Raw genomic sequence first — 24,822 nt, 5'->3', positions numbered from 1 at the left:
GGGCCGTTTGGCCTCTTGGAGAAGACCGCCGCCACCATAGCAGCGTCTCGCCGGCGTGCGCGTGCGGCTACGCTGCCCTCTGCATTCAGGACGGACAGCGGAGGACGGGGATGAGCCGGCACGAGCCCAAGCCGTACTTGGTCGGGCACCAGGAGTTCGCCGCGCTGTACCGCGTCGATCCGAAGCAGGTCGCGCAGTGGCTGGCCCCGAGCCGGGGCGTGCTGGACCCAGAGACCTCCATCGTCGTCAGCGGGGTGCGGTACTGGCCGCTCGGCTTCGCGGCCAGGTGGGGCGCGACGACCGCGCGGTTCCGCCAGGTCGACCTCGATGTCAAGGCGCGGATCATCGCGGAGCAGGGCAAGGGCTGGGAGGCGGACCTGGGAGATGAGCTGCCGCCGATCGTCGGCCAGCAGGAGGTCATCGAGCTGTTCCACCTGCCCGCACAGGGCAACTTGGCGACGACCATCGCGACAGGGCGGTTCCCGGAGCACGACTGGCTGCTTTCCGGGTCGATGCTCTGGATGCTGGACACCGTCCTGGAGGCAGTTCCCCAGCTCCGGGAGAGCGCCAGGAGCCTGCCGTGGGATGTGGACGAGGACGTCGCTGCCGCCTTGCGTGACGGCACGTACGACGGTCCCGGCAGCCGCGTCCTGACCCGAGGGCGTCACGCCCGAAAGGCCCTCTGACCTGCGCAGAAACTGTACTTAGCTCCGAAATGCGAATAAGATATAAGTAATCCCCTTCGGGGGTTCGGATTCGCCAAGGAGGCAGTAGTGCAGTTCATTGCGACGCAGGATGGCGGAGAGGTCGCCATCATGGACGCCCGTGAGGCCCTGGTTATGGAGGGTGCCCTCTCGCTCTACGTCCTGAAGCATCCCGACTCGAACGTCGCCATCGGTGCTCTGCGGGCGGCGTCGGCGGCCAATGAGGCGCGCGAGGCCCACATGGACGATGCGGCAGAGCGGGCCTCTGCCTGATGTGAGGCGGGGTGCGAAGTCGTCCCGGTAGCCGGTGGGGTTGATCATCTGTCCGCCGACCCGCAAGATAGGTGACATTCTTGAAAGATGTCACCAGGGGGTGGGTATGGCAGCCGTCCAGGACGAGATACCGGGCCTGGTCATCCACACCGTGAGGCAGCCGGAGGGCCAGCCCGCGTCGATCCAGGCTCAGTTCGAGACGTTCCACCAGCTCAACCCCTGGGTGCTCTGCGCCCTGGAGGCGTTGACCGCCGACTACTTGGAGCGCGGCGCAAGTCGCGTCGGGATCGGGATGCTCTTCGAGGTCCTGCGCTGGCGGTACGTCATGGCGACCGAGGGCGACGAGTTCCGCCTCAACAACAACTTCCGCAGCCGGTACGTCCGGTTGCTCATCGAGCGCCACCCCGAGTGGGCGCGCGCATTCGAGGTCCGCAGTCTGCGGACCGACTGACTCTTGGAGAGATCGTGACCGACGAACCATCCGCCGAGCCCGCCATCGTGGAGGGCATGGTGGTCGAGACCGCCCGAACGGCAAGCCCCGCCGTCCGGCCGAGCGCCATCGTCCTGCGCGCCGATCAGGACGAGTTCGACCACAAGCAGCTCTCGACGCTGGCCTTGATCAGCCCCGGCCTGTCCGGCGCTCCGCGCGGCCACCTGGCGATGTTCTTCCACTACTGCGTACGGACCGGACTCGATCCGTTCGCGCGGCAGATCTACATGATCGGCCGCACCAACTGGAAGGCGGCTGACAACCCCGACGAGCCCGAGAAGACCTGGACCATTCAGACCGGGATCGACGGCTTCCGCACTGTCGCCCACCGGGCAGCGGCGAAGGCCGGGGAGTCCATCTCCTACGAGGACACCGTCTACTACGACTCCGAGGGCACCGCCCACGACGTCTGGCTGTCCAAGTCGTACCCGTCGGCGGTCAAGGTCACCGTCGTGCGCGGTACCGCGCGCTTCCCGTTCATTGCCCGGTGGGACGAGTTCGCCCCGACGTACTACGACCGCAAGGCGGGCGCGTACGTCGTGGCGAAGATGTGGCAGCAGATGCCCGCTCACATGCTCCGCAAGTGCGCCGAAGCCGGATCGCTGCGCATGGCCGCGCCGCAGGATCTGTCGGGCGTGTACGTGGATGAGGAGATGGAGCGGGCCGACGCCGAAGCCGTCGTGCGCGAGGCGGAAGAGGCGACCCGACGGCTGCGCGAGGCCGCCGGACTGGAAGCGGGCAGCGACAAGGACGGTGAGGCGAGCAGCAAGCCCGCCGGCACCCAGGAAGCGGACCAGGGCGACGGCGCGGAGGAGCCCGCACCCAAGAAGCGGGCACGTGCCGCGAAGAAGGCCGCCCCGAAGCCCGAGCCGGAGTCCGCCCTCGAGCCCGACCAGGCCGAGGAGGCCCCCGCCCCGGCGAAGCGCGCACCCCGGAAGCGTCCCGCCGCGTCCCGCCGCGCCGCCTCCTGACCCTGACGACACCGGGTGCCGCTCGCTGTCGGCGGGCGGCACCCCATCCTCTTGGAGAACACCGTGACCACTATGGCCATCGCGCCCGAGCGGCCGGTCAGCCTGTGGCCCGCCGCTCACGCGGCGGACGCACGCCGTCCCCGTTCCCAGCAGACCAAGCTCGGCGCCAGCGACACCGTATGCGCACGCCGGGCCGGGTACCTTCTGCACGGCTGGACCCCCACCGACCTCGGCGAGAAGCGCAAGGCGATTCTCGGGACCTGGCTGCACGCCGGGATACTCGACGCCGCCCGCGAGGAGTACGGCTGGCTCGTCGAGCGCCGCGTCGAGGACCAGACTGTCCGGGGCCACATCGACGCCGTCCAGCTCGACCGCGCTACCGCCGCCCGTCTCCCGAAGCGGCTGCGCCCCACACTCCCCGCCGGGGAGACGACCGTCGAGGACGTGAAGACCAAGAGCACCTACCAGTGGGACAGCGTGCTGCGGTACGGGGCGAGCGAGGCCGAGCTGCGGCAGGTGTACCTGTACGCCGACCTGCTCGGCAGCGAGGGATTCGCCAGCGTCCGGGGGCAGCGCCAGCTCGCCCACCTCGGGCCGGTGCCGGTCGCCCGTATCCGCTTCAGGTTCATCAACCGGGACAACGGCGACGACCACGTCCAGGAGATCGCCTACGAGGCCGACCGTGCCCGCCGCGCCCGCTGGTGGGTCCAGCAGGTGCGCTCCGCCGCCTCTCCGGAGGAGCTTCCCCGCACCTTCCAGGGGCCGGGCATCTCCGCGATCTGCGACCACTGCCCGTTCCGCACCGCGTGCTGGGGGCCGCTCGTTGCCGGGCGTTCGCCGCAGAGCCTGCTCATCCACGACGACGAGGAGCGCGCCGCGGCGCTGACCGAATACGTCGAGGTCTCCGAGCAGATGAAGCCGCTCAAGGAGCGGCAGAAGGTCCTGCGCGCCCAGCTCGACGGTTCCGAGCCCGGCGTCTACGGCGACAACGCGTTGAAGTGGAGCGGCGGCAACCCGACCAAGGTCGATGACGTCGAGGCGATGGTCGCGCTATATCGCAGGGCGGGGCTTGAGGTGCCGATGGCCCCGGACGCCGCGGCGATGAAGGCGACGCTGAAGGAGGTGGGCATCCCCGTGCCCACGCGCCTCGACCGCGACCGGCGGACCGCGGTGAGCATCAACGTCACCGCGTGCAAGAAGCCCTGATCGCCAGGTGCGCGGGCGCGGGGCCGGCGTGCTCCGCGCCCGCGCGGGGCGGCAGGACCCGGACGCAATCACGGAGAGGTGCCGGTGAGCATCCAACTGATGGTGGTCGCTGCCTACTTGCCGAAGGAGGTGATCAACACCACGCAGAAGCTGGTCCTCATGAAGATCGCGGACTCGGCCGACGACCAGTCGAGGCTCGCCCGGCCGGGCCTGGAACGGATGATGGCCTGGGCCGGCGTGGGCGAGAAGCAGGTCATCACGGTGGTGACCCAACTCGTCGGGCTCGGCCTGGTCGAGCGGGTCACCATCGGTCGCGTGGGCCGCCGTGCCGAGTACCGCGTGTTCCCGCACGGCGTTCCGCCGATCCCGTCGACCGAGGAGTTGATCGAGCGGCGCCGTGCGGCGCAGCGCGCCCCGACCAACCCCCGGCTGGCCCGCAAGACCCCACGCCGCAAACCGTCGTCGGCGGCCCGTACGCAGCAGGACGTCGCCGCAAGGGAAGAGGCGCGGGCCGCCGCAGGGGCGGCTTCCGAGCCAGGGTTGCCCCGGGGGAACCCTGCGGGGGCCGAGGGCAGGGTTGCCGAGGGGGAACCCAGTGGGTTGCCGCAGGGAAACCGGGCGGGTTCCCCTGGGGAAACCTCTTCTCTTCCCTCTCCTTCCTCTTCTCTTCCTTACCCCCCTACCCCCACGGCTGGCGCCGCAGGGGAGCCGGGGGCGGGGCAGGAGGAGGAGCAGCGTGCGGGCTGCCCGAAGCACGCCGAACCGGTGGCGAACTGCCGGGGTTGCGGTACCAACCCGCGTGCGGGGCGCGAGCAGGCGCGACGCGAGGCGGCCGACCGGGAGCGCCGTGGCCAGCAGGACTGGCTGAGGGAGTTCTTCGCCGAGCAGGAGCGGCGCGTTGCGGAGACGGACCCTCAGGCGCTGGAGATGGCCCGCCAGCGGGTGAGGGACCTGGCCCGCATGGGGCGTGAGGCAGGGGCCAACTCCCGGCGTGGAGCTGGGCGTTCACGAGATCGGAAACATTGACGCCCAGGTGTATGCCATTAAGATATAAGTATGAGTTCGGAACTGGCCGAACTCGCCAACCTCTTGGAGACCGTCTTGACCGACACGCTCACCACCACCCCGGCCCCCGACGCCTACGTCGTGGTCGCCGAAGTCATCCACGGATCGCACCTCCCTCCGCGCCTCGGTCGCGGCCTGTACTGCTCGGCCGAGTGCGCCGAGCATGGCGTGCACGAGCTCGTCGGTGAGCTGGCCAAGGAGGAGGGTGGCAGCGGCTTCGCCCTGCCCTACGACGGGCGCACGATCGGCTGCGTCGTCACCCACGGGGGCCGGATATGGGCGGTGCAGATCCTCGCCCGCAGCGAGCTGCCCACCGGCTGACACTCACGTCACAGCAGATAGGTGACATTTTTCAATGGCGGTGCGCATTCTGCGTGCCCGCCGTGCACACCCTCTTGGAGAACGGCACATGACCACCACGATCGCGGCTCTGCCCGACCACAACGGCACCACCGACCCCCTGTGGCAGGAACTGTTCCGTCGCTACAGCCACGTCATCAGCCCGCTGCGCTACGCGGGCTGGGTCACCGACATGGAGACCTGCGGCGGCGAGTTCTCTGTCCGCGCCGACCTGCGCGACGGCACGGAACTGATCATCGCCTCCGAGCACAGCCTGCCCGCCGACCCCGCCGAAGTGCGGGGGTGGAACGTCGTCCGCCAGAACGTGCAGGACCCGAGCCGGCACACCGTCCTGTACGACTCCACCCCCAACGGCCCGCAGCGCCACCACGGCAACAGCCTCATCCCGCCGATGGTGCGCATCGACGCCCTGGACGTGCCCAGCCGGGGGCCCCGGCTGATCGTCTCGGCCACGCACATCGCTCCGTACGGCGCCAGCCACAACCAGGTCGCCGGGACCGAGGGCGCGGCGACCGCCCTCGCCCGCCACTCGGAGTGGTCGCAGCGGCTCACCGGCGATGAGGGCTACCGCCGCGTCTGGCAGCGAAGCGAACGCGAGGGCTACCCGCTGTCGGTGTTCGAGAGCGCCGGACACATCACCACCGTCCGCGTCACCCGCAGCGATGACTGACCGGCCGCGCCGCGCACCGCGCCCCGCCGGGGGCGCGGACCGGTGATCTGGCTGCTGATCGTGTGCGCCCTCGGACTGCTGGGGTTCACCGCCCTCGGCATCGAGGACAGCCGCCACCACCGCGCGTTACGCGCCACCGACCAGTCCTGACCACGGCCGCCCGGCCCGCACACCGGGCCGGGCGGCCCCGCCTCTTGGAGACCACGACCTTGCCCCGATCCATCCACCTGCTCTGCGGAGCGGGCGGAGATGGCCAGGGTCTGCTCGAAGCCGGATTCGAGCCGATCCTCGGCATCAATCACTGGCAGACCGCGATCGACACCTTCTCGATCAACCACCCGACCGCGTCGGCTCGCTGCGCCGACATCCAGAACTACCCCATGCGCTGGCTCCCCAAGGCCCTGGTGCTCTGGGCCTCGATCATCTGCACCGAGGTCAGCCCGGCCGGCGGGCGGAAACGCCCCGACCCCGTGCAGGACGCCCTCTTCGAGGAAGAGGAGCAGTGGCGCGAACTGCCGCCCGAGGCCTTTGAGATGACTCGGGTGACCGCCTGGTGCGTGCTGCGCGCCGTCGAGGCGAAACGGTTCCCCTGCGTCGTCGTGGAGAACGTCGTCGAGTTCATCACCGACTGGCTGTTGTTCCCCGAGTGGATTCGCGCGATGAAGAAGCTCGGCTACCGGGTCCAGATCGTCTCGGTGTCCTCCGCGCACATCGGCTCGGAGACCAATGCGTACGCCCCTCAATGGCGCGACCGCGTGTATCTGGTCTTCACCCTGTCCGGCATCCGCCGCCCCGATCTCGCGCCGCGCCCGCTGGCCTACTGCGTGGAGTGCGGGCGGGACGTCAAAGCGCGCCAGAGCTGGCGCGACCCCCGGGTGAAGGTGGGCAAGTACCAGCAGCAGTACGACTACCGGTGCCCGAACACCCGCTGCCGACACTCCCTGGTGGAGCCCTACGTCCGGCCCGCCTCCGACGTGATCCTGTGGGACAACATCGGCCAGCGGATCGGGGACCGCACCAAGCCGCTGGTACCCAACACCATGCGGCGGATCGCGGCCGGTCTCGACAAGTTCCCCTACGAGCCGTCCGTGGTCACGCTCACTCACGGCAAGGACGGAACGGACCGGGCCTTCTCCCCGCACACCCGGCCGCTGCCCACCCGCACGGCCAAGCTCGGCGAAGCCCTCCTGGTGCCGGTCGGCGGCTCGTGGAACGACACCGCCTCCTCGGCGGCCGAGCCGATGCGCACCCGCACCACCCGCGAGAGCGAAGCCCTCGTCACGGTGGACCCGTTCATCGTGGAGTTCCGCAACAACTGCGACGCCGCGCCGATCGACGCTCCGCTCAGCACGATTGCCACGGCCCGCCATCACGGCCTGGTCGTGCCTGATGGCGACGTGCGGACCAGGGCGCGCAACACCCTGGTCATCCCGTACCGCAAGGCGGCGCCGAAGACCGCGGCCGGGCCGCTGCACACCCTCTCCACCCGCGACTCGGCGGCGATCGTGCGCAGTGCCCCAGCCATCGATGACTGCTACTTCCGGATGCTTCAGCCCCGCGAGCAGCTGTCGGCCCAGCGGTTCCCCGAGACGTACGAGGTCGTCGGCACCAAGGCCGCCCAGACCCAGCAAGCCGGCAACGCGGTGAGCGTCAACGTCGCGCGCTGGATCGGTGAACGCCTCAAGCCCGTCCTCGCCTGACCCCCACCTCCGAAGAAGAAGGGACATCCCTGCCATGACACCGGCAGCCCACGACGCAGTGACCATCCTCGCCCAGCAGCGAGACCACCTGGCCCTCGCGCTCCGCCGAGCCGAGCAGGCTCACTGTCTGGGCATCACCGACCACCTTGCGGCCAAGATCCGCGCCCGTTGCCCCCAGGCCGCCTACGTGGCCTTCGACCGGAGCGGCGAACACCGCAGCGTCACCGTGCACGGCGTGCTCGGTGAGCAGACCAGACCGCTCGGGGGGTGCCCCTGGCTGTGGGACGGCACCGAGCCGGGCCATCCGCTCAACGAGATCGCCGAGGACATCGCCCTCGACACCGAGCACGCACTCATTCCCCCGACCTCACCGGCGTGGGCGCTCGTGCACCGCAACACGGCCATGGACGGCAGCTGGCTCCTGGAGCTGCCACCGGTCGACCGAGTGGCGCGCGTGGCCGAGCTGATACGCGGGCACCACCCGGCAGCCACGGCGGTCGTGGTGGACGGCCGCGCTGGCGGGGGCCGCGTCGTCGGAGTCGTCGAGGACCAGCACGACGGTGAGGAACGCGTTCCCGCGGTCCGGCCGCGCCTCAGCGACTCCTGCGACGACGCCCTCACCCGCCTCGTGGCGCAGATCTTCCTCCTGCCGCCGCTGGCTGACCGTCACCTCACACCGGTGCCGCCCGGCTTCGCCCACCCGTACGGCTCCAGCGTCAGTGACCAGGTGCGCCTGATGCCGCTGCCGCCGACCGCCTAGATACGAGAGGAGGAGCAGATGAGCGGCATCGGGTGGGCCGGCGAAGCCCCCTGCGCTGGGGACATCCGCTTCACGTCCGAGCGGATGGTGACCGAAGCCCCGACGGAGTCGCTGGTGCGCGCCCTCCTCGCGATCTGCCAGAGCTGCCCGTTCCGATCCCAGTGCATCGACCTGGTCCTGCCGAACATGAGCCTGTTCGACGGCGTGTGCGGCGGGCGGTTCTGGCGCAACGGGCGGGTCCTTGAGACCTGCAAGGGCGCGCGGCCCGCCGAACTGCTCGAACGCGGCCGTCGTCCGATCACCCACGGCACCGAAGCCGGTGCCCGTGCCCACAGACGGCGCAGGGAGCGCACCTGCTCCCTGTGTCTGGAAGCCGACAAGCTCGCCCAGCGGGCCCGCCGGGCCCGCAAGCGTACTTCCGGCTTCCGTCCTCACCCCGACAACTCCTGCGGAGAATAGCCGTGTTCAACATCAAGGCCCGAGACGTGGCGGTCGTCCTCGACCAGGCCGCCCCGCACCGCTACCAGGCCGACGACACCTGCGAGCCCGAAACTCTGATCCTCGACTGCGCCTCCCGCTACCTGCACGTCGTCGGATGCAGCGCCCGGACGCTCGCCGTCGCTCGCGCGTCGGGCGAGGGGAGCGACGTGTGGACGGCGCCTATCGGCTACGACGACGTCGCCGCGCTGCGCGGCTGGCTGGAGTCGTCCGACACCGTCACCATCGAGCACCTGACCGTCGAAGGCCACCAGCTGCTCCGCTTCACCGAAGGCGTCGCGCAGCTCACCGTTCCCGCCGCATCGCACCTTCACCGCCTGCCCTGGCGCGTGCTGCTGCGCATCATGCTCGACGCTCGCAACCACCCGCTGGCCCAGGGGCGCCCCGTGCAGCTCAGCCCCGATGACCTGTCCCGGTGGCTGAACGCCGGCGCCAACGGGGAGGCGATCGAGTTCCGCTCCCTGGGCCCGGTGGGCACCCTCGTGACTGCCGGAAGCGACTTCCTCGGCCTCCAGACCCCGCACGGCTGGGACGGCCCCGAGCCCGGCGCCGGGTGGTCCATGTCGCTGCGTGTCCGCCGGTTCTCCTTCTCCGGGCAGTTCCTCGAGGTCGGGGCGCGCTACGCCGATGCCACCGGCACGGTGTGGATCGTGCCCGGCAAGCCCGGCCGCGGTGAGGAACCGCACCTGGTCTCGGCCGACTTCGTGGCCGTCGCTCTCCCCATTTCCCAGGTTCTCGCGGCCGGGAAGTTCCTGGTCCGTGTGCACGACTGACTCAAAGTAGGTGACATTTATGAATCACCATATGTGCATTCGTGGTCCGGCCTGTGAGCAGTGCGCGGACCCCGGCTTCGGGCTCCATCCCTGGCCCGCGGCGTGGCGTGCGCGCCCCTCGACTCCTGCGATCCGCTCGAATCGGAAGGAAGACCCAGTGAACAAGGCCCAGCTCATCGAGGTGGTGGCCGCGGCGACCGGCGACCGCGCCCAGGCCAAACTCGCCGTGGAAACCACGCTCGACGCGATGGTCCGCGCCGTCGTCGGCGGAGAGGTCGTCTCCGTCACAGGCTTCGGCAGCCTGACGCCCGAGACGTGCCCGGCCCGAACCAGCCGCAATCCCCAGACGGGTGAGCCAGTGGAGATCGCTGAGCGCCGTGTCGTGAAGTTCCGCGCCGGCGCGCGGTTCCAGGACCTCGTCGCGCTCCGCCGGGCGATGCCCGAGTCCGGCAACTGCATCCAGAAGGACCCCAAGACCCCCAAGGCCGCCCGCCCGTAACGCTGCACACCTGGGGCCGTCTCGGCGTGCCGAGACGGCCCCACCGAAGGAGAACGACATGAACGACCGTTCCGTGGGCGTACAGGTCGAGGCCACTGCGAAGTGGCTGGAGGAGCGGGGCATGGTTGGCGCGGCCGGTCTGCTACGGCGCGTCGCGCGCCAGAGGGACGAGGCCGTGCGGCGGCTTGTCCTTCGCCCCTCCTCGCCCGCGCATCAGGCGGACGGTGGCGGGTGCACCACTTCGCGCGACCTGGACGCCGCCCTTGAAGCGGCAATGCTGCGCACCGACGTGGCGCGTTTCCAGGCCCTGGCCGAGCGTGCCGGCTGGGTGCCCGACCCGGACGCGAAGCGCCTGTGGAGCTGGCGCGACGGCTGGTGGGAACTCAGCTACCGCCGCAGGAATCCGAAGGACGGCTACCACGACACCGGCTGGTACCTGTGGGGGCCGCCCGGCAGTTATGACGGCGAGTGGACGGCCCGGGCCAAGACCGCGGCCATGGCTGAGGCCAACCGGCTTGTCGCCGTCCATCGCGCGGCAACCGACGAGGGTGATCGGTGACTGCCGAACTTCAGAGCGCGCCCGTGACCCTGCCGAGCGTCCAGGAACAGGGGGAGTGGCAGCCCCGCGTGGTGGGCCTTGACCTGTCGCTGACCTCGACCGGCATCGCGGGTACGGACTGGGCGCACGCCTGTCGGCCCGGCCGACGCCGAAGCCATGAACGGCTGGACTGGCTGGTCGCGGCCGTCGCGCTGAGCGTGAAGGACGGAGCGGACCTGGTGGTCGTCGAGGGCGCCGCGTACGCCCAGGGTGCGCAGGCCGGGCACCACGAGCTGGCCGGGCTGTGGTGGTTGGTCACCCAGTACCTGTGGCGGCACCGCATCCCGTACGCCGTCGTCACCCCGCACGGGCGGACGATCTACGCGACCGGCCGGGCGAACCCCGCTCAGGAGTGGCCTCGCAAGGACCGGTCCCGCGTCGCGAAGGGCATGGTGCGCTCGGTGGCCGTCGAGCGGTACGGGGTCGAGTGCGAGGGGCCGGGCCGCTACGACCAAGCGGACGCCACGATCCTCGCCGCGATGGGCCTCGACTGGCTCGGCTACCCCACCGTGCCCGTGCCCGACTCGCACCGCCGCGCGCTGGAGTCGGTCCGTTGGCCCGAGCTCATTCCGGCCGCCGCGAATTAGGGAATTGAATTGCGGAAACTAAATTCGCATTCGGTTGGGTGTACCTTGCTTTTGGGGTATTTGCCATTAAGATATAAGTAAGGAATTCGGGAAATGCCCGAACCGGAAGGGGAATTGGAAGTGGAAACCCAGAACCAGGGATGCGGCTGCGAGTGCAACAGCGGCGGCTTCTGCGGTGGCTGCGGCCACGCCGGATGCGGACGCCGCTAGCCCGGCCCGAACCCCAGAGAACCCCGCGCCCCCGGCTTCGGCCGGGGGCGCACCCATACGCGCAAGCGCCTCTTGGAGAACCCCATGAACGACTACTCAACCGGAGTCCTGCAACTCGCCCACGAGATAGGGCTCGACCCCGAACACGTCGCTCACGCCATGCGCCTCGCCTCGCGCACCTTCGCCCGGGTGCAGGTGTCGACCGGCATGACCCTCGACCAGTTCCGCCGCCTGTTCACCCAGGACCGGCACTCCATCGTCATCGTCGCCAACATCGCCATGCGCCACGCCGGCCGCCGCGAAGACGCACAACTCCTCATGGACATCTACAAGGCCGCCGTCGGCCGCCTGCCGTACGAGCGCCCCATCCACACCGGCGTCGGCACCCTGCCCGAGCACCACAGCCACCCGCACGTCCAAGAGGCCGTGCGCATCCTGACCGCCGCCGGAATGCCGCCCATCCACACCGACGGCATCCACGAACTGCGCCCCGGCTTCCAGGTCATGCCCGACGACACCGGCCAGTTTCCCGGCTGGGTGTTCATCCAGCCCGACCCCGGCGCCAAGGCCCGCACCGGCTTCGCCGGCGGAGACCTCGGCTACCTCGCCGTCATGCGCTGGGCCGGATGGGGCGTCATCACCGAACGCCTCCCCGGCGGCCTGTACGCCGCCTGCCACCCCGACCACAAGAGCGACCCCTTCCCCGCCGCCCCCACCTCCTGACCACACCCGCGCCCGGCCGCACCACGCGGCCGGGCACGGCCCACCCGAAAGGCACCAGCCCGTGAAGCTCCCCGTTGACGACGCCACCCTGACGTCCTGGGCCCAACTGCTCGGCCTCACCGACAACCAGACCGCAACGACCCTCGCCGAGATCGAAAAGACCCTGCGCGTCGGCTACGAGCACCGCCCCGACGAGCTGCGCGACTCCAGCTTCGACGAGCTCATCAGCGACATGGACGCCGAGGAGGCGGCCCTGATGTTCCTCATCGGCGGACTGCGTCAGGCCGGACACCCCGAAGCCGCGTACGCCATCGAGGTCCGCGGCATCTTCGCCACCCTCCGGGACCTCCAGCAGACCAGCTGATCCCGCTCCCAACCCCCTCCGCACCGCCCCGGTCGCGCACCGCGCACCGGGGCGGCCCCATGCGCGCCCGCAGAAAGGAATCCGCATCCATGTCCGACGACTTCTTGCCCCGCGCGGCAGCCCCGGCCACCGCCGCGCGGCCCGCGCCCTCATGGGCGAAGAAGCCCCCGCCCCGGCCCAAGGCCCGCTCCACGGGCAAGATCACAGCACGCCGCTACGCCGCCCCACGCGACCCGCACGAGCACGCCCGCAAGATCGCGGAGAACGTCCTCGACGCCTGGTATCAATCCTTCGGCGGCAGCAGCATCGACGTTCCCCTCGGCACCGTTGCCGGGCTCTCGCTGCTGCGCAACGTGCCCGGCCTGGCGGACTGGGTGCTCAACCTCCAGCCCGAGCAACTCCCGCAGCTGCTCAAGGAGATCTACCTCGGCCACTGGATCAAGCGCCCCGACCTGATCAACCGTGCGATACGCCTGCACGACTGGGCCTGGAACCCCGAGCCGGACAAGCAGCAACTCCGCGCCGTGCACACCGTCACCCGCGCCGCCATCAACACCGGCCTGATGGACCTCACCGGCCACGACGACGTCTGGCGACGCTCCGAGGCCGACGTCCTCAGCCCCCTGCTCACCGGCCTGCGCCACAAGAGCGACAAGAAGTGGCGCGGCGAGTACCACACGCCGGCGTGCATCACGGACCTGATGGCCAACATGACCGTGGACAAGGACTTCGCCAAGCCAGGCATGTCCTTCCGCGAACCCGCCGTCGGCTCCGGCACCATGTTCCGCTCCGTCGCCCAGCGCCTGCGCGACCTCGGCCTCAACCCGCACGACTTCCACTGGTACGGCAACGACATCGACTCGCTGTCGGCCGGGTGTGCCGCCGTCAACGCGATCATCTGGGACCTCGGCCCGCGCTGCCTCATCGGCTGCGCCGACTCCCTCGCGCCGGACGACGACTACGCCAAAACCCGTGCCGAAGCCGCCGAAGCCTTCGAGCAGCGCGACGAGTACATGGACACCGCCACCACCATCATCGCCCACCGTCGGGCCCTCGCCCTCCTCGACGAGCTCATGCCCAGCAAAGAGAAGGTCGCGTGACCGAGCCCGACCCATTCGCTCGACCCGGCACCACCCCCACAACACGCCGCCGACGCCCGGCCTTCGCCGGACCCCGCGACGAAATCGACGTGCCGCCCCTCGACCGCATCGCCCCCACCCTCGACCCGCCCTGGCACAAGGAGGACACCGACACACCCGAACGCACCGCCACCTACCACCACCCCGACGGGCACCGCATCGGCCTGCGCATCCAGTCCCGCGGCCTCGCCATCCAGGCCTGGATCACCGCGGGCCCCGACCTGCCGCCGATCCCCGGCGGCACCGACATCGAGCAGGCCGAAGCGCAAGCCGCCAACGACGCCCGGCTCCAGCCCGGCCGCACCTGGCACACCGTCCTGACCACCCGCACCAGCAAAGCCCTGGCCGCTGATCTCGGCGACATCGTCCGCGACCACGTCATCCCGGCACTCGCCTGCAAGCCCAAGCAGGTCAGCACCACCAGCACGACCACCGACGAACCACAGCCCAACGCCACCACGGAAGGACCCGCCACATGAACCCGTCGCCCCTGCGCATCGCCAGCGCCAGCGATTTCATCGAGTTGATGCCGTTCCTCCTCGGCCACACCCCGGAGAACTCCCTCGTCCTCCACGGCATCGTCAACAACGGCACCGCCGGACCCACCATGACCGTCCCGCTGCCCACCGACCCGACCCACTGGCACGCCGTCGCAGAAGCCGCTGCCCCCGAATTCCTCGCCTCCACCCGAGAGCGCGGACACGACCTGCTCGACGTCGTGGTGTGCCTGTACCGGACCCCGCAGCCCGGCCGCAGCTCTGAGGAGACCGCTCACCTCCTTGGTCACATGGCCGACTGGATGATCGACGCCTTCACCGAACTCGGCGATGCCCCCGTCAAGGTCGTCCTCGGCATCGTGGGCGACAAGTGGTGGGACTATGTCTGCGACTGGCCCGGCTGCTGCGAAGGCGAGCGACTGCCCGCCGGCGACCACCCCGAGAGCATCACTGCCCAACTCCGAGCACTCGGCCGTACCCCTGGACGACCCAGCAGCGAGATAGCCACCGAGTTCCGCCCCACAGACACCGACGCCGCCCGCCACCGCCAAGCCATCGAGCAGGCCAGCGCGACCCTCGCCCGAGACACGGGCACCCCGCGCGGGCAGCTCCTCGCACGCCAGCGCACCCTCAGCCTCATCGACACGGCCCTTCAGAACCTGCGCACCGGCAAGCCCATCAACGACGAAACCGCCGCGCGCATCATCCTCGGCCTCAACGACCGCCGCGCCCGCGACCGCGCCCTCTCCCACGGCCCGGACGAGGACCTGCCGTACGAACGGCACCTGTGGGCCAACCTCGCCCGCCGCTGCGTCCCCCCGTACACCGACCTGGCCCCCTCCCTGCTTACCCTCTTCGCCTGGGTGACCTGGCGGCAGGGCGACACGGTCACCGCGCGCCACGCCCTGCGCGAGGCCCTGGACACCAACAGCACCTACACGCTCGCCCAGCACCTTCACACGGCGATCAACCAGGGCATCCCCGCAGACGGCTTCCTCGACATCTGCCGCACCTCCGAACGCGAACAAGAAGCAGAGGACGAAGCCGCCCTCCGCAACAACTGACCACCACCGCGGCCCCGGCTGGCGCAGCCGGGGCCTACCCTCTGTAGGCCTAGCCCAAGGACGGATGTGCTGGCCGGCTGGCCTGCTGAAAGACGGTCACACAGTTGGCATGAGTGCCGTGTCAAGATTCTGCTTGAAGATGCGGACGAACGTCTCGAGAGACCGTGGTCTGTCGCCTGAGAACCATTCAAGAAGGACGTCGTAACCTCCGTGAGCATACTGGTTGAAATGCTTCACCCCTTCGTCGCTAAGGTTATGGGGCGCTGCAGGATCGACGAGTTTCGCGATTGAAGAGTGCACTTCCTTCTTTTCGTCCATGGTCACTCCGAGATATGCGAGCTCTCGGGTCAGGAACAGTGCGACAAGAAGCTTACCCCGTTCTGCGTATCGTCCAGGGAAGTTGGATACGAGCTCCGCCGTATGCTCGTTCGTGACAGGAAGCTTTCGAGTCTTGGCGACTCCGGCAATGAAGCAGAAGTAGAAGACGTCGAAGTCGATTTTGAAACTTTCATCATCGCGGAGGCCTTTGAACCATTCACGGGCATCTCTCCTGAGGCGGAAAGGCTGCATCAGGATGCCTCCTCAGTCTGGACTTGAAACTCGTTAAAGAAGGGCTCACCGTGGACGACGATCCCGTCACGGGTTTCTACGTGGTCGGAGGTCACTCGCGCAGCTTCGATTAGCTGCTCGTCGACCTTCCGGAACAGCGTGATGAACTGCACCCCGTCATCACATGCTGTTTTTAGATTCGGTACGAACTGCTCACGTTCGGAAGAGATAGTGAAAGCGATGAACTGCCGGGTGAGTCGAGGAATTAGAGGGCCAATTCGGGATCGATTCGCCAAGTCGATAGGGTTTGCCGGGCTATCAACGATGAAGGGAAGCTGATGCTCGGAACGATTGAATAGCGAGGCTAGGAATGCGTAGGCGATAGACAGGTTCTCCCCGACGCTTCCACCTTCTTTTCCAGCAAGCACCAGACACTTCTCGATGCGCATGATTTCAATCTCGTTATGCGGCATCAGTTCCCTGATCCGCTTATTCGCCTCCTCGCGGACTTCGTCCAAGATGCCTTGACGAGCGGTGTGATATGCCTCCCTGAGGATCTTTCTCAGGATATCTCGCTTGCGCTTGAGGGTGATGGTCTTCGTAATTTCTGCGACGTCGTCCTCCGCATCTTTGACCCGCACAGCAAGCACGTTCACATCGCGCGTATTTTCGCTGGTGTCTCCGTTGGTGTGCTGGTCCAGTTCATCCGAGATATCGGCTAGCCTCGTTTCAAGCCTTCTAATCTCCTCGCTAGCGTCCCGGACGGCTGGGTCAGCCTGTTCCGCTGCTCGCTGGAGGAGATCGACTTCGTTTCGGGCAGACCGTTCTTCCCCCATAGCCATACTGAGGTGATGCAGTTTACGGCGGAACTCTTCCTCGGCAGACTCGTGGGACTGGCCTACTGCATCCTGGATGGCAGTCTTCATAGAGTTAAGAAGAGTTACATCGTCGGAGCCCAGGTATTGCTCTGCTCGACTACGAATTTCCCCTCTGATGTGATCATCGATGGGCCTTCCGCAAACGCAGAATTCCTCATCTGCAAGCTCCGTAAAGAACTCGCGAGCAGCACTCTCCGGGAGTTTGACGCGATCCAGGCCAATTTTGAGATCATGGAGCGTTCTCGCGAAGATTGGCGAAAGGGCATTGGGGGACCGCATGACATCGAGGATGTCAAGTGCTTCCTCACGCACTTGCTTTCTTAGGGAGGCGGCTGTGTCTTTGCGTTGTTCCAGCTCTTGTGCCCGAGACTCTTCCTTGCTGATTTCCTGCTCGTAGGCAGCGTATTGCTGCTGCAGCCGGGCTGTAGTCTCGTCTCGCTTACCCTCAAGGTCTTCCTTCTGTGCCCTGCATCTGTTCAGGCGCTCACGCAGCCTTTTCAGCTTGTTTTGGCGTCTGGTGAGGGCTACCTCTTCGGTTGCAGATTTTTTGGTTACCTCATCCCAGTATTCGGTTATCTTGTCTTGAAGTTTCTTGAGTGTGCCAATCTGGAAGAGGTCCTCTACGATCTCCTCTGCGCGGAGATGCTTCTCATCCAGCAACCGTTCCGCCAACTCCCCATCGAATACGAAAGCCTCCACGAAGGCTTCACTCATGAAGCGTCGAAATTCGTAGGGTGGCTCAAAGCCATCCACCTGTCCTTCGCCTCGGGTGGTCTTGTAGCGAACCCGCGAAACTTCGAAGTCGAAGTTCATGATGATGGTGACCCGCTCGGAACCAAGCATGAGCCGTACTTCGAACGAACCATTAGTCTGATCGCTGCCGAGCTTCCGGTATTTCGTCATCTCGGTGCCGTCCCAGCCGCCTTTGGCGGCCGAACCCGACAAGGTGGCTCGCAGAAGACCCAAGGTCGTAGTCTTACCCGTTCCATTGGGCATCTGAATAAGGGAGACTCCGTGCGGAATGTCGCCAGACTGCCGGAAATCTACCTCGTGATCCGGGCATCGAAGTCCGTCGGCTTTCCACCCGAGGATCTGCATCACGGCAGACATTTAGAGGAGCCCTCCGCCATCTCGATTAGTGCCATCGATTTCCGTTGCTGCGAAGAGAAGGTCCAGCCGGCGGTCTGCGTCACTCGCGTCATTCGGATCAGCATTTCCCGAGGTCACCGCTTCCATCCAGGTGATCAGCCGATTTGCCAATACTGGTCCCTGCCCTGCCTTATCCACAGCTTCCCTGATTGCATGACTAATCTTTGGGTCGAGGCTCATACGGGAATATCCTTGCATCGTAGGGCAGTCAAGGCCATCAACCACTCCGCCCGATCCTGATCAGAGTTCTGAGTATCACCTGCAGAATCCCGAATGAAATCAATAACACGGGCCACTTTTTGAGGGTTCGCCGGATCAGATCGAAGGCACCTTCCAATCCGCTGAATGGTTTCTAGTCGAGCTCGCGCCGAAGAAAAGAGGATGACGGTGTTGAGGGACTGGATGTCAATGCCCTCCGAGAGTCGATGGCAAGTGATTAGGCATTGCAGATCACCCCGGGCGAATCTGCTTAGCGTCGCCGAATTCTGGGCGGTGAAGTATGTGTGGAAGTCGGGTCGGTATTTGTGAACGACGTCAAGAACCCGCCGCCCATACTCTTGAGTCTCAACAAAAATGATGCAACGTTCCAACAGTTCCTGGTGGGACGAAATGAATTCGTCGAAAACGGGAAGCTTGGCGAGGGATGTCTTGTGAACCTTCGCCAATTCGATCCAGACCTCTTCTTCTCGCATGGGATTGCCGGACGCAGCCCTGGCTGCTTGCTTTCGGTAGACGTCCCGCATTCGCTCGCGGTCTTGCTGGGTCAAATCGTATGGCAATGGATAGTATTCGAAGGGTGCAAGAATTCCGCGCTCGATCGCATCACCAAGTTCGAACGACATCAGCACCGGGCCAATGTGCTCCTCGATGAACGTGTTTCCCTCTTGGTCGTACTCGCGGTCCGGAGTCGCGCTCAAGCCCAGCCGATAGCGCACCGGGTCGGACAGTCCCGACAGGCGCTGCCTCGTTCCTGGGCTACCGAGCCGGTGGACCTCGTCGTGGATGAGTAGCGTTCGCTGAGCCGATCGGTTGTCCAGCTGCCGTAGAGCCGACGCAAGCGGGTCACGGCGTTCATCACCTCGGCGTGAGACAAGAAGAATGCGCTCCTGCGTCGACAAGGAAAATTCCTGCAACTCCTTGTGAAGGTCGTAGTCACGGTAGACGTGCGGTACCCGACCCAGCTGGCGCCGAGCGGACAACAGCTCGTTGTGCCACTGGTCCAAGAGATCGGTACCGTCCATCGCCACGATGACGTTGTCGATTTCTCCCGCTTCGAAGAGTGCCTTCGTGATCTTTAGCGCCGTGCGTGTCTTTCCTGTGCCCGTCGCCATGTTGAGGACGCCACGCCGTGCAGCGAGAAATGTGCGCAGAGCCTCTTCCTGATGGCGCCACTTGTCATGCCGCGACTGCTGAGCGCCCGCTCGAGCGCGATAGGCTTGCAAGAGCTTCTGCTTGGCCGCATCAGGGAACGAGTACACCTCGACTCCGACATCAGTGCCGGCCCAGACTTGTTCGAAGTGGTTTCGCTTACGCTGTGCCCGAACAGGTGAACCCCAAGCCGTATACACGTCTAGGCATTCACGGTTGTGCTCAAAGGCATTGCGCGACTCGTTTGATGATCCGCTGAACGCAACATAGTCGTGGTTGGCGTCGAAGAAGAGGCCAATCTTCTCGTGGTAAATACCCGTTCCGTGCCTTGGGACTGCGATACGGATCTCCAGTCGCCCCAACTCAAGCAGGCGGCTGAGCCGTGCGACCCCGTCACCGATGCCATCCGCGAACTCTTCTTCGACGATCTGCTGGAGCCGCTCGGCGCAGACCGTTTCTTTCGAGGCCCCTCTTGAGATGGCTTCCAAGTCTGTGTGAGTGAGCTGGACACTAGTGACCAAGCGGATCTCTCCGCCATTCATCACGAACTCGCCAAGCGGAGAGCCGAAGGACTCCAACGCGCTGCTTGAAAAGTAACCGACCGCCCGCCAGTACAACCTAGCCTCGCGGAGCGAAGGACGGAAGAAATCTTCGACCAAGTTGTTGTACCCGGAGCGGTAGTCCTCCTGGTATTCAACGCTCCTCAAGGCCATGGGCGTTGTGCGCTCCCTCCAGGCGTAAGCACACGAACACCACCTGGGAGTCCTCTGCGCGCTGGACGTTCATCCTCGATGATGTCGGTAGTTGCCCCTAATGTGCCGGGCTGTGCCGGATCATAGCCGAAGTCGGCGCTTCAGCTCGTACAGTTGAGCGTTCTGCCCACGCCCAACGTGCCCTGCACCCCGCGGCCGACTCAACGCCCGGCAAGGCACTCTCAACATCATCGACGGGGCCTTGAAGGACAGGCGCAACGGCACGCCCATCGCCGACGAGCGCGCCGCACGCATCATCCTTGGCCTCCAGGACCGGCGCGTCCGCGACGCGCCCTCTCCTGGGGACCGGAAGAGGACCTGCCGGACGAGCGGCAGCTCTGGGCCGACCTCGCCCGCCGCTGCGTGCCGCCCTACTCACCCTCCTCGCCTGGGCCACGTGGCGAGAGGACGACACCGCCGCGGCCCGCCTCGTCCTCTGCGAGGCCATGACCACCATCGACAGCGACTACACGCTCGCCCAGCACCTCCACCAAGGACTCAACCAGGACGTGCCAGTAGCCCGCTCCCTCGAGGTCTTCCGCACCACTGCCGCCCAGGACCACGCCGACTATGGAGCTGCGCTCCGCACCCTCTGACCGCCACCGTGGCCCCGGCCAGCACGCCGCCCGGGACCGCCCCGCACGGAGGCGAACCATGATCCACACGAACGAACCGCGCGGCGCCATTGCCTGGCACACCACCTATCTGCCCCTCTTCTGGGGGATGCAGGACAGTCACACCGCCTGGCGCATCGACTGGGACCACCCCCGCCACCACCAGTGCACTCCCGAGCGACCAGCAACCCACCGTCCTCGTACGCCGACGGGATGGCCCGGTGCTCCTCCTGAGCGGTTACTGGTTCTGGACCCACCACAAAATGCCCGCCACGAGTGCTGAGCCCAGTGCCCAGCATGCGCCACGGACCAGACTGAAGAGCGCGGCACGGCCCAGCTTGCGGGCTACGGGCGTGGTCATGTTCATGTGTTCCTCTCCTCGGTGTCCGCCGGCCGGGGGGGCCGGACAGGGATGACCGTGCCGCGTGCGGGTGGTGGATGTCCCAAAGGACGGGCAGGGCGGGCGAAGTGCCTCTACGCTCCTGGTCATTGCCGTGCCCGCTGTGCCCTGAGGCGGGCAGACGGGCGGCGGCGGCACTCTGGGAAGGCGGAGTAGGTGGGGGAGTCGTCCAAGGCTCGTGAGCTGTACGACGCGCTGCGGGCCCTGGAGGCCAAAGCCAAAGCTGCCCGCCGTCAGGCAGGGCAGGAGCATTCGCGTCGTGCTGTCGCCCGTGCGGTCGGCGGCCGTGATTCGAAGGTCGACCGGCGCCTGGCGGAGTGGCTGAACCCCGACTGGAACAGAGCGAAGACTCCGGATCCGAGCAGCAGTGAGCAACTGATCGCCGTGGTCCAGCAGTGGAGCAACTGGGCGAATGTGCGGTGTGACACGCGTTGGTGGCGCACCCTGTTGGATGACGCCCAGCCACTCCGTTCGCCTCTCGCGCCTGCGAAGCCGTCATCGTGGGGAGACGAGAGCCACGCCGCTTGGATCGAGCAGTACGTCCTTCCCGTGCAGCTGCTGGAGAGGGATGCCGAGCTACGGGAACTGAGCGCGTTCTGTACCGCAGCGGATTCTCCTGACACATCCGCGTACGGGTGGTGGCAGGCGCCTGCTTGGGCGGGCAAATCAGCCTTGGTCTCCGACTTCGTTCTCCGGCACCGGCCGGACGGCGTGGAGATCGTGTCCTGCTTCGTCACCGATCGCCTGGGCCGCAACGACCGGCAGGGATTCCTCCAGACGGTGATGCGGCAACTGGCGGCGGTCGCCCAGCGGGACGTTGGAACCGTGGGAAGCCGGCCCGAGGACTTCCCCGACCTCTGCCGAGCCGCAGCGGAGGTGTGCCAGGGCCGGGGGCGGCGCCTGGTGCTGATCGTGGACGGCCTCGACGAAGACCAGGGACCCGCAACCGACGGGCTGAGCATCGCCGCCCTGCTGCCGAAGGTCCCGCCAGGCGGCATGCGGGTGCTGGTCACCGGCCGGCCCAGCCCGCCCGTTCCGGACGACGTTCCTGCCGACCATCCGCTGCGCGCCCGACACGTCGTCCGCACGCTTGACCCTTGGTCTCACGCCCCGGGCATCAGCGCCTTCGCCCGGCATGAGCTGCATCGGCTCCTGGACGATGAGGAGGTCGGAGTCCCCCTCCTCGGCTTGCTGGTCGCGGCCCGCGGCAGCCTCACGGCCGCCGACCTGGCCCATCTTGTCAGCGTGCGCCCCTACCGGGTGGACAGGCTCCTGCGGGGGATCACCGGCCGCAGTTTCATCCCCGGCAGCCACGGCCAGGTCCTCGTGTCCGACTCTCCGACCGCCTCGCACGCCCATGCGCTGGGCCACGAGGAGCTTCGTCGGGAGGCCCTGACCGCCTTGGGCGACGTGACCGGGTTCGAGAGGCAGCTGCACGAGTGGGCGGATGGCTATCGCGCCAGGGACTGGCCGTCCGATACTCCGTCCTACCTGCTCTACGACTACCCGCGCATGCTGCACAGCGTCGGCGACATCCAGCGGCTGACCGAGATCGCACTCGACCCGCATCGTCAACGTGCCCTGTTGGAGCGCGCCTCACTGGATACGGCGTTCTCCCACATCGAGCTGACTGCTCAGACGGTCCGACGCCATCGTCCCGACGACTTGGTGGCGTTGACGGCGCTGGCGGCCTCCTCGGCCATGCTCGCCGAGCGGGCCAGGGCCCTGCCAGCAGGTGTCCCGGTGGCGTTCGCCAGGCTGGGACACGCTCGGCGCGCCATGGATCTTGCGCTCGTTGCACCCTTTCCGGCAGAGAAGGCTGTCCGGCTGGCGAAGCTGGCCCATGTGCTGGTCGGAATCGACGACCGGCACGCCGTTGAGGCGGCGTCGGAGGCCGCTCGATGGGCTGAGCGAGCCCGCCGGGAAAGTGCTCCGCCAAGCGGGGATGAGCAGGAGGCGGAGGAGGCCACCGGGGAGGCCGCTGTAGCACTGATGGCCGTCGGCGAGCTGCGACAGGGATGCGAACTGCTTGGCAAGCTCGGGGCGTCGGCAGCAGCCGGCGACGAAGCCGGGGCCACTGTGGTGGCCCGGGCCGCCCTCGCAGCCCAGTCTCACGACCCCGCTTTGGCTCAGGAGTTGCTGGAGCAGGCCGAGCGGTATGCCGAGGAGCTGGCCGACGGCTCTCCGGCCGATCCGAGCGCGCCCGTGTCGGCATGGGCCGCCGTCGCCGCGGCCGCCGAAGGCGAACAAGCCGACCGGATGTACGAACGGATCAGCCAGTACACCCAGGCGTTCCCCGCACGTCTCACCGCCTGCGCCGTCGACGCTTCCGCAGCCTCGGCCCTGGCCACCGCCCGCCCGCAACAGGCGGACACCCTGGCTGACCGGGCGGCACAACGCCTGGAGGCTGCGCTGGGAGACCCCGATGCCCTGTCGGCCGACGACGGACCCGATCTGACCATGCTCCTCAGCCCCATGCTGACCGCCGTCGTACGGGCCCTGGTGGACACCGGCTCAGTGGACCGCGCGCACGGTCTCGTAGCTTGCGTGCCGGAGGAGAGGCACATCGGGCTAATGGGTATGGACACGCTCGCCGGGGCCCGGGCCACGCTCGCCGATGGCCTCGACGACCCGGGCGAGGAACCATCGGCACAAACGCTGGCTCAGCAGGCATACCGACTCGCGGAGCGCAACGAGCCCGACGAGGCGAGTCGGCGGCTGTCCCAGGCGCTGGAAGCACTCGGATCTCCCCAAGACCGAGGCACCCGGCGCAACCAGCCGCTGGAGACCTGGCTCATCTCGTTGTGCGCCGCGCTTTCGGCCGTCGGCCGACAGCGTGACGGCGCGCAGTTGGCACGGAGTCTGCGGAACCCTGTCGAGCAAGTGCAGGCGCTCGCTGCGGCAGCCGCCACAGCCTCACCGGCTGGGTATCCCGAGGATGCTCGACGACTGGCGTGCGAGGCCGCCGACCGTACCCGGACGCTGGAAGGCGCGGGCAACTTCTCCTTCTTCGACGGCGCTCCGGGCCGGGAGGTGGCCGACGCGAAGGGCGCTGCTGCGCAGGCCCTGGCCCACGTCGGCGAACGTGACAGTGCCCTGGCCCTCGCCGAGGAGACCGGCCCGGCGGATCACGACAGAAGGCAGCGCGCGCTGGTGGCCGTCGCGGCCAGGCTGGTGTCCTACGAGCTGGCCACCGCCGTGGACCTCATCGACCGCCAACGAGAACGTCTCCTGACCGCGGACTCATCACCGCGTGGTTGGAGCGGACGTATGGCCGAGCTCGGTGAGCTCTTCGCCGCCATCGCCGATGCAGACGCAGGATGCGCTGACCGGCTTCACCAAGCCGCCGAACACGTGGCGCTAAAGCTCAAGGAATCCGAAACCTGGCTGGATACGGAGGACCTCCTCATGGTGCTCCTCCTGCATGCCCGGGAAGAACGCGACAACGCCCGTAACACGCTGACGTCGTGGGAGGAGAAGTCGACCGGCAACGCCCCGTGGGGGCTGCCAACCGGGGCCATCGCCATCGCCCACGCGGCACTCGGCAACCTCGACGCCGCACGCCATCGCGCAAGCCGACACAACGTCCCCTACGACCGTGCCGAGGCATTCGCGGCCGTGGCCGGCTATCTCACCCGGACACCGTCAGGCATCCGCGCCGTCTCAGCATCCACCAGCACAGCCTTCACCGACACGTTCCGAACACTCGCCATTGCCCGGATCCCGCCCGACACGGCGGAAACGGCGCAGGACGCCCGGCAATTCACGGCAAACGCGCTCGCCGGCGACGGCTGGCACCACGCCTTGCCCGTACTGGCCCGCATCGCCCCAGCCGCTGTAGAACGGGTGAGGGACATAGTCTTCGCTCACCGCCGCCTTCCGCTGCCGAGCTGCTGAACCGCGTGTGCTGCTTCGTGAAGGTCCTTTGAAACCGGAACCCCACGCTCTCCCTGGACCTGGC

27 protein-coding genes are annotated in these 24,822 nt (G+C 67.4%); 22 read left to right on the top strand and 5 right to left on the bottom strand.

Annotated elements, in window-relative coordinates:
* The first annotated feature begins 110 nt into the window (after positions 1–110).
* The 20 genes from ABZ880_RS16660 to ABZ880_RS16565 all read left to right on the top strand — a co-directional run bounded on the left by ABZ880_RS16660 (position 111) and on the right by ABZ880_RS16565 (position 15,151).
* Positions 111–686 (top strand): hypothetical protein, encoded by a 576-nt coding sequence (locus tag ABZ880_RS16660; protein WP_361262556.1) that lies wholly within the window; start codon positions 111–113, stop codon positions 684–686.
* Between the two features lie 87 nt (positions 687–773).
* Positions 774–977: a hypothetical protein gene (locus ABZ880_RS16655; protein WP_361262554.1), complete on the top strand. Its 204-nt coding sequence runs from the start codon at positions 774–776 to the stop codon at positions 975–977.
* A gap of 106 nt (positions 978–1,083) precedes the next feature.
* Positions 1,084–1,428 (top strand): hypothetical protein, encoded by a 345-nt coding sequence (locus ABZ880_RS16650; protein ID WP_361262551.1) that lies wholly within the window; start codon positions 1,084–1,086, stop codon positions 1,426–1,428.
* A 14-nt stretch (positions 1,429–1,442) separates the two neighbouring features.
* The gene (locus tag ABZ880_RS16645) at positions 1,443–2,438 is read left to right on the top strand and encodes a recombinase RecT (RefSeq protein WP_361262548.1); all 996 of its coding nucleotides are present in this window, start codon (positions 1,443–1,445) and stop codon (positions 2,436–2,438) included.
* 72 nt (positions 2,439–2,510) lie between these two features.
* The gene (locus ABZ880_RS16640; RefSeq protein ID WP_361262733.1) at positions 2,511–3,644 is read left to right on the top strand and encodes a PD-(D/E)XK nuclease family protein; all 1,134 of its coding nucleotides are present in this window, start codon (positions 2,511–2,513) and stop codon (positions 3,642–3,644) included.
* Between the two features lie 84 nt (positions 3,645–3,728).
* The gene (locus tag ABZ880_RS16635) at positions 3,729–4,670 is read left to right on the top strand and encodes a helix-turn-helix domain-containing protein (RefSeq protein ID WP_361262545.1); all 942 of its coding nucleotides are present in this window, start codon (positions 3,729–3,731) and stop codon (positions 4,668–4,670) included.
* Positions 4,671–4,700: 30 nt separating this feature from the next.
* Positions 4,701–5,030: a hypothetical protein gene (locus tag ABZ880_RS16630; protein WP_361262542.1), complete on the top strand. Its 330-nt coding sequence runs from the start codon at positions 4,701–4,703 to the stop codon at positions 5,028–5,030.
* An 88-nt stretch (positions 5,031–5,118) separates the two neighbouring features.
* Positions 5,119–5,739 (top strand): hypothetical protein, encoded by a 621-nt coding sequence (locus ABZ880_RS16625; protein ID WP_361262538.1) that lies wholly within the window; start codon positions 5,119–5,121, stop codon positions 5,737–5,739.
* 209 nt (positions 5,740–5,948) lie between these two features.
* Positions 5,949–7,439, top strand: coding sequence for a DNA cytosine methyltransferase (locus ABZ880_RS16620; protein WP_361262535.1), 1,491 nt, complete (start codon positions 5,949–5,951; stop codon positions 7,437–7,439).
* Between the two features lie 34 nt (positions 7,440–7,473).
* Positions 7,474–8,199, top strand: a complete 726-nt coding sequence (locus ABZ880_RS16615) for a hypothetical protein (protein WP_361262532.1) — start codon at positions 7,474–7,476, stop codon at positions 8,197–8,199.
* Positions 8,200–8,217: 18 nt separating this feature from the next.
* Entirely contained in the window at positions 8,218–8,658 is a 441-nt protein-coding gene (locus ABZ880_RS16610; protein ID WP_361262530.1) for a hypothetical protein, read from the top strand.
* 2 nt (positions 8,659–8,660) lie between these two features.
* Positions 8,661–9,470, top strand: a complete 810-nt coding sequence (locus tag ABZ880_RS16605) for a hypothetical protein (RefSeq protein WP_361262527.1) — start codon at positions 8,661–8,663, stop codon at positions 9,468–9,470.
* 157 nt (positions 9,471–9,627) lie between these two features.
* Entirely contained in the window at positions 9,628–9,969 is a 342-nt protein-coding gene (locus ABZ880_RS16600) for an HU family DNA-binding protein (protein ID WP_361262524.1), read from the top strand.
* 58 nt (positions 9,970–10,027) lie between these two features.
* Complete coding sequence (locus ABZ880_RS16595; RefSeq protein ID WP_361262521.1) at positions 10,028–10,528, top strand: hypothetical protein; 501 nt, start codon at positions 10,028–10,030, stop codon at positions 10,526–10,528.
* On the top strand, positions 10,525–11,154 hold the full coding sequence (locus tag ABZ880_RS16590) for a hypothetical protein (RefSeq protein ID WP_361262519.1): 630 nt from the start codon (positions 10,525–10,527) through the stop codon (positions 11,152–11,154). The genes ABZ880_RS16595 and ABZ880_RS16590 overlap by 4 nt, the downstream gene beginning before the upstream one ends.
* A gap of 294 nt (positions 11,155–11,448) precedes the next feature.
* Positions 11,449–12,087, top strand: coding sequence for a hypothetical protein (locus ABZ880_RS16585; RefSeq protein ID WP_361262516.1), 639 nt, complete (start codon positions 11,449–11,451; stop codon positions 12,085–12,087).
* A 61-nt stretch (positions 12,088–12,148) separates the two neighbouring features.
* Positions 12,149–12,451 carry a hypothetical protein gene (locus ABZ880_RS16580; protein ID WP_361262514.1) on the top strand — a complete coding sequence of 101 codons (303 nt, stop codon included), beginning with the start codon at positions 12,149–12,151 and terminating at the stop codon, positions 12,449–12,451.
* Positions 12,452–12,540: 89 nt separating this feature from the next.
* Positions 12,541–13,551, top strand: coding sequence for an N-6 DNA methylase (locus ABZ880_RS16575; RefSeq protein WP_361262511.1), 1,011 nt, complete (start codon positions 12,541–12,543; stop codon positions 13,549–13,551).
* Positions 13,548–14,069, top strand: a complete 522-nt coding sequence (locus tag ABZ880_RS16570; RefSeq protein ID WP_361262508.1) for a hypothetical protein — start codon at positions 13,548–13,550, stop codon at positions 14,067–14,069. Before ABZ880_RS16575 ends, ABZ880_RS16570 begins: the two co-directional genes overlap by 4 nt.
* Positions 14,066–15,151: a DUF4192 domain-containing protein gene (locus ABZ880_RS16565; RefSeq protein WP_361262505.1), complete on the top strand. Its 1,086-nt coding sequence runs from the start codon at positions 14,066–14,068 to the stop codon at positions 15,149–15,151. Before ABZ880_RS16570 ends, ABZ880_RS16565 begins: the two co-directional genes overlap by 4 nt.
* Positions 15,152–15,247: 96 nt before the next feature.
* On the opposite strand, the gene ABZ880_RS16560 is transcribed toward ABZ880_RS16565, so the two are convergent.
* Genes ABZ880_RS16560 through ABZ880_RS16545 form a run of 4 tightly spaced genes read right to left on the bottom strand, consistent with a single transcriptional unit; the run spans position 15,248 to position 19,808 of the window.
* Positions 15,248–15,721 (bottom strand): hypothetical protein, encoded by a 474-nt coding sequence (locus tag ABZ880_RS16560; protein ID WP_361262502.1) that lies wholly within the window; start codon positions 15,719–15,721, stop codon positions 15,248–15,250.
* The gene (locus tag ABZ880_RS16555) at positions 15,721–17,679 is read right to left on the bottom strand and encodes a hypothetical protein (protein WP_361262499.1); all 1,959 of its coding nucleotides are present in this window, start codon (positions 17,677–17,679) and stop codon (positions 15,721–15,723) included. The genes ABZ880_RS16560 and ABZ880_RS16555 overlap by 1 nt, the downstream gene beginning before the upstream one ends.
* Before the next feature lie 9 nt (positions 17,680–17,688).
* Complete coding sequence (locus ABZ880_RS16550; RefSeq protein WP_361262496.1) at positions 17,689–17,907, bottom strand: CxC ATPase DNA modification system associated small protein; 219 nt, start codon at positions 17,905–17,907, stop codon at positions 17,689–17,691.
* Positions 17,904–19,808: a DEAD/DEAH box helicase family protein gene (locus ABZ880_RS16545; protein WP_361262493.1), complete on the bottom strand. Its 1,905-nt coding sequence runs from the start codon at positions 19,806–19,808 to the stop codon at positions 17,904–17,906. The genes ABZ880_RS16550 and ABZ880_RS16545 overlap by 4 nt, the downstream gene beginning before the upstream one ends.
* A gap of 299 nt (positions 19,809–20,107) precedes the next feature.
* Between ABZ880_RS16545 and ABZ880_RS16540 the strand changes: the two genes are divergently transcribed.
* Positions 20,108–20,443 (top strand): DUF4192 family protein, encoded by a 336-nt coding sequence (locus tag ABZ880_RS16540; RefSeq protein ID WP_361262490.1) that lies wholly within the window; start codon positions 20,108–20,110, stop codon positions 20,441–20,443.
* A 256-nt stretch (positions 20,444–20,699) separates the two neighbouring features.
* On the opposite strand, the gene ABZ880_RS16535 is transcribed toward ABZ880_RS16540, so the two are convergent.
* The gene (locus tag ABZ880_RS16535; RefSeq protein ID WP_361262487.1) at positions 20,700–20,822 is read right to left on the bottom strand and encodes a hypothetical protein; all 123 of its coding nucleotides are present in this window, start codon (positions 20,820–20,822) and stop codon (positions 20,700–20,702) included.
* 195 nt (positions 20,823–21,017) lie between these two features.
* Here ABZ880_RS16535 and ABZ880_RS16530 point away from each other — a divergent pair, with 195 nt between their 5' ends.
* Positions 21,018–24,758 (top strand): hypothetical protein, encoded by a 3,741-nt coding sequence (locus ABZ880_RS16530; protein ID WP_361262484.1) that lies wholly within the window; start codon positions 21,018–21,020, stop codon positions 24,756–24,758.
* Positions 24,759–24,822 lie beyond the last annotated feature (64 nt).

The organism is Streptomyces sp. NPDC047043 (genome assembly GCF_040644055.1).
Lineage (GTDB): Bacteria > Actinomycetota > Actinomycetes > Streptomycetales > Streptomycetaceae > Streptomyces.
The sequence above is the reverse complement of the archived record's forward strand: the minus strand, read 5'-3'. Positions and strand labels throughout refer to the sequence as shown.

What these genes read in the sequence shown, in the direction of transcription:
- ABZ880_RS16660 (WP_361262556.1), top strand. Translation starts at nt 111, where the DNA reads ATGAGCCGGCACGAGCCCAAGCCGTACTTGGTCGGGCACCAGGAGTTC.
- ABZ880_RS16650 (WP_361262551.1), top strand. Translation starts at nt 1,084, where the DNA reads ATGGCAGCCGTCCAGGACGAGATACCGGGCCTGGTCATCCACACCGTG.
- ABZ880_RS16640 (WP_361262733.1), top strand. Translation starts at nt 2,511, where the DNA reads ATGGCCATCGCGCCCGAGCGGCCGGTCAGCCTGTGGCCCGCCGCTCAC.
- ABZ880_RS16630 (WP_361262542.1), top strand. Translation starts at nt 4,701, where the DNA reads ATGAGTTCGGAACTGGCCGAACTCGCCAACCTCTTGGAGACCGTCTTG.
- ABZ880_RS16625 (WP_361262538.1), top strand. Translation starts at nt 5,119, where the DNA reads ATGACCACCACGATCGCGGCTCTGCCCGACCACAACGGCACCACCGAC.
- ABZ880_RS16615 (WP_361262532.1), top strand. Translation starts at nt 7,474, where the DNA reads ATGACACCGGCAGCCCACGACGCAGTGACCATCCTCGCCCAGCAGCGA.
- ABZ880_RS16610 (WP_361262530.1), top strand. Translation starts at nt 8,218, where the DNA reads ATGAGCGGCATCGGGTGGGCCGGCGAAGCCCCCTGCGCTGGGGACATC.
- ABZ880_RS16595 (WP_361262521.1), top strand. Translation starts at nt 10,028, where the DNA reads ATGAACGACCGTTCCGTGGGCGTACAGGTCGAGGCCACTGCGAAGTGG.
- ABZ880_RS16585 (WP_361262516.1), top strand. Translation starts at nt 11,449, where the DNA reads ATGAACGACTACTCAACCGGAGTCCTGCAACTCGCCCACGAGATAGGG.
- ABZ880_RS16575 (WP_361262511.1), top strand. Translation starts at nt 12,541, where the DNA reads ATGTCCGACGACTTCTTGCCCCGCGCGGCAGCCCCGGCCACCGCCGCG.
- ABZ880_RS16565 (WP_361262505.1), top strand. Translation starts at nt 14,066, where the DNA reads ATGAACCCGTCGCCCCTGCGCATCGCCAGCGCCAGCGATTTCATCGAG.
- ABZ880_RS16560 (WP_361262502.1), bottom strand. Translation starts at nt 15,721, where the DNA reads ATGCAGCCTTTCCGCCTCAGGAGAGATGCCCGTGAATGGTTCAAAGGC.
- ABZ880_RS16550 (WP_361262496.1), bottom strand. Translation starts at nt 17,907, where the DNA reads ATGAGCCTCGACCCAAAGATTAGTCATGCAATCAGGGAAGCTGTGGAT.
- ABZ880_RS16545 (WP_361262493.1), bottom strand. Translation starts at nt 19,808, where the DNA reads ATGGCCTTGAGGAGCGTTGAATACCAGGAGGACTACCGCTCCGGGTAC.
- ABZ880_RS16535 (WP_361262487.1), bottom strand. Translation starts at nt 20,822, where the DNA reads ATGACCACGCCCGTAGCCCGCAAGCTGGGCCGTGCCGCGCTCTTCAGT.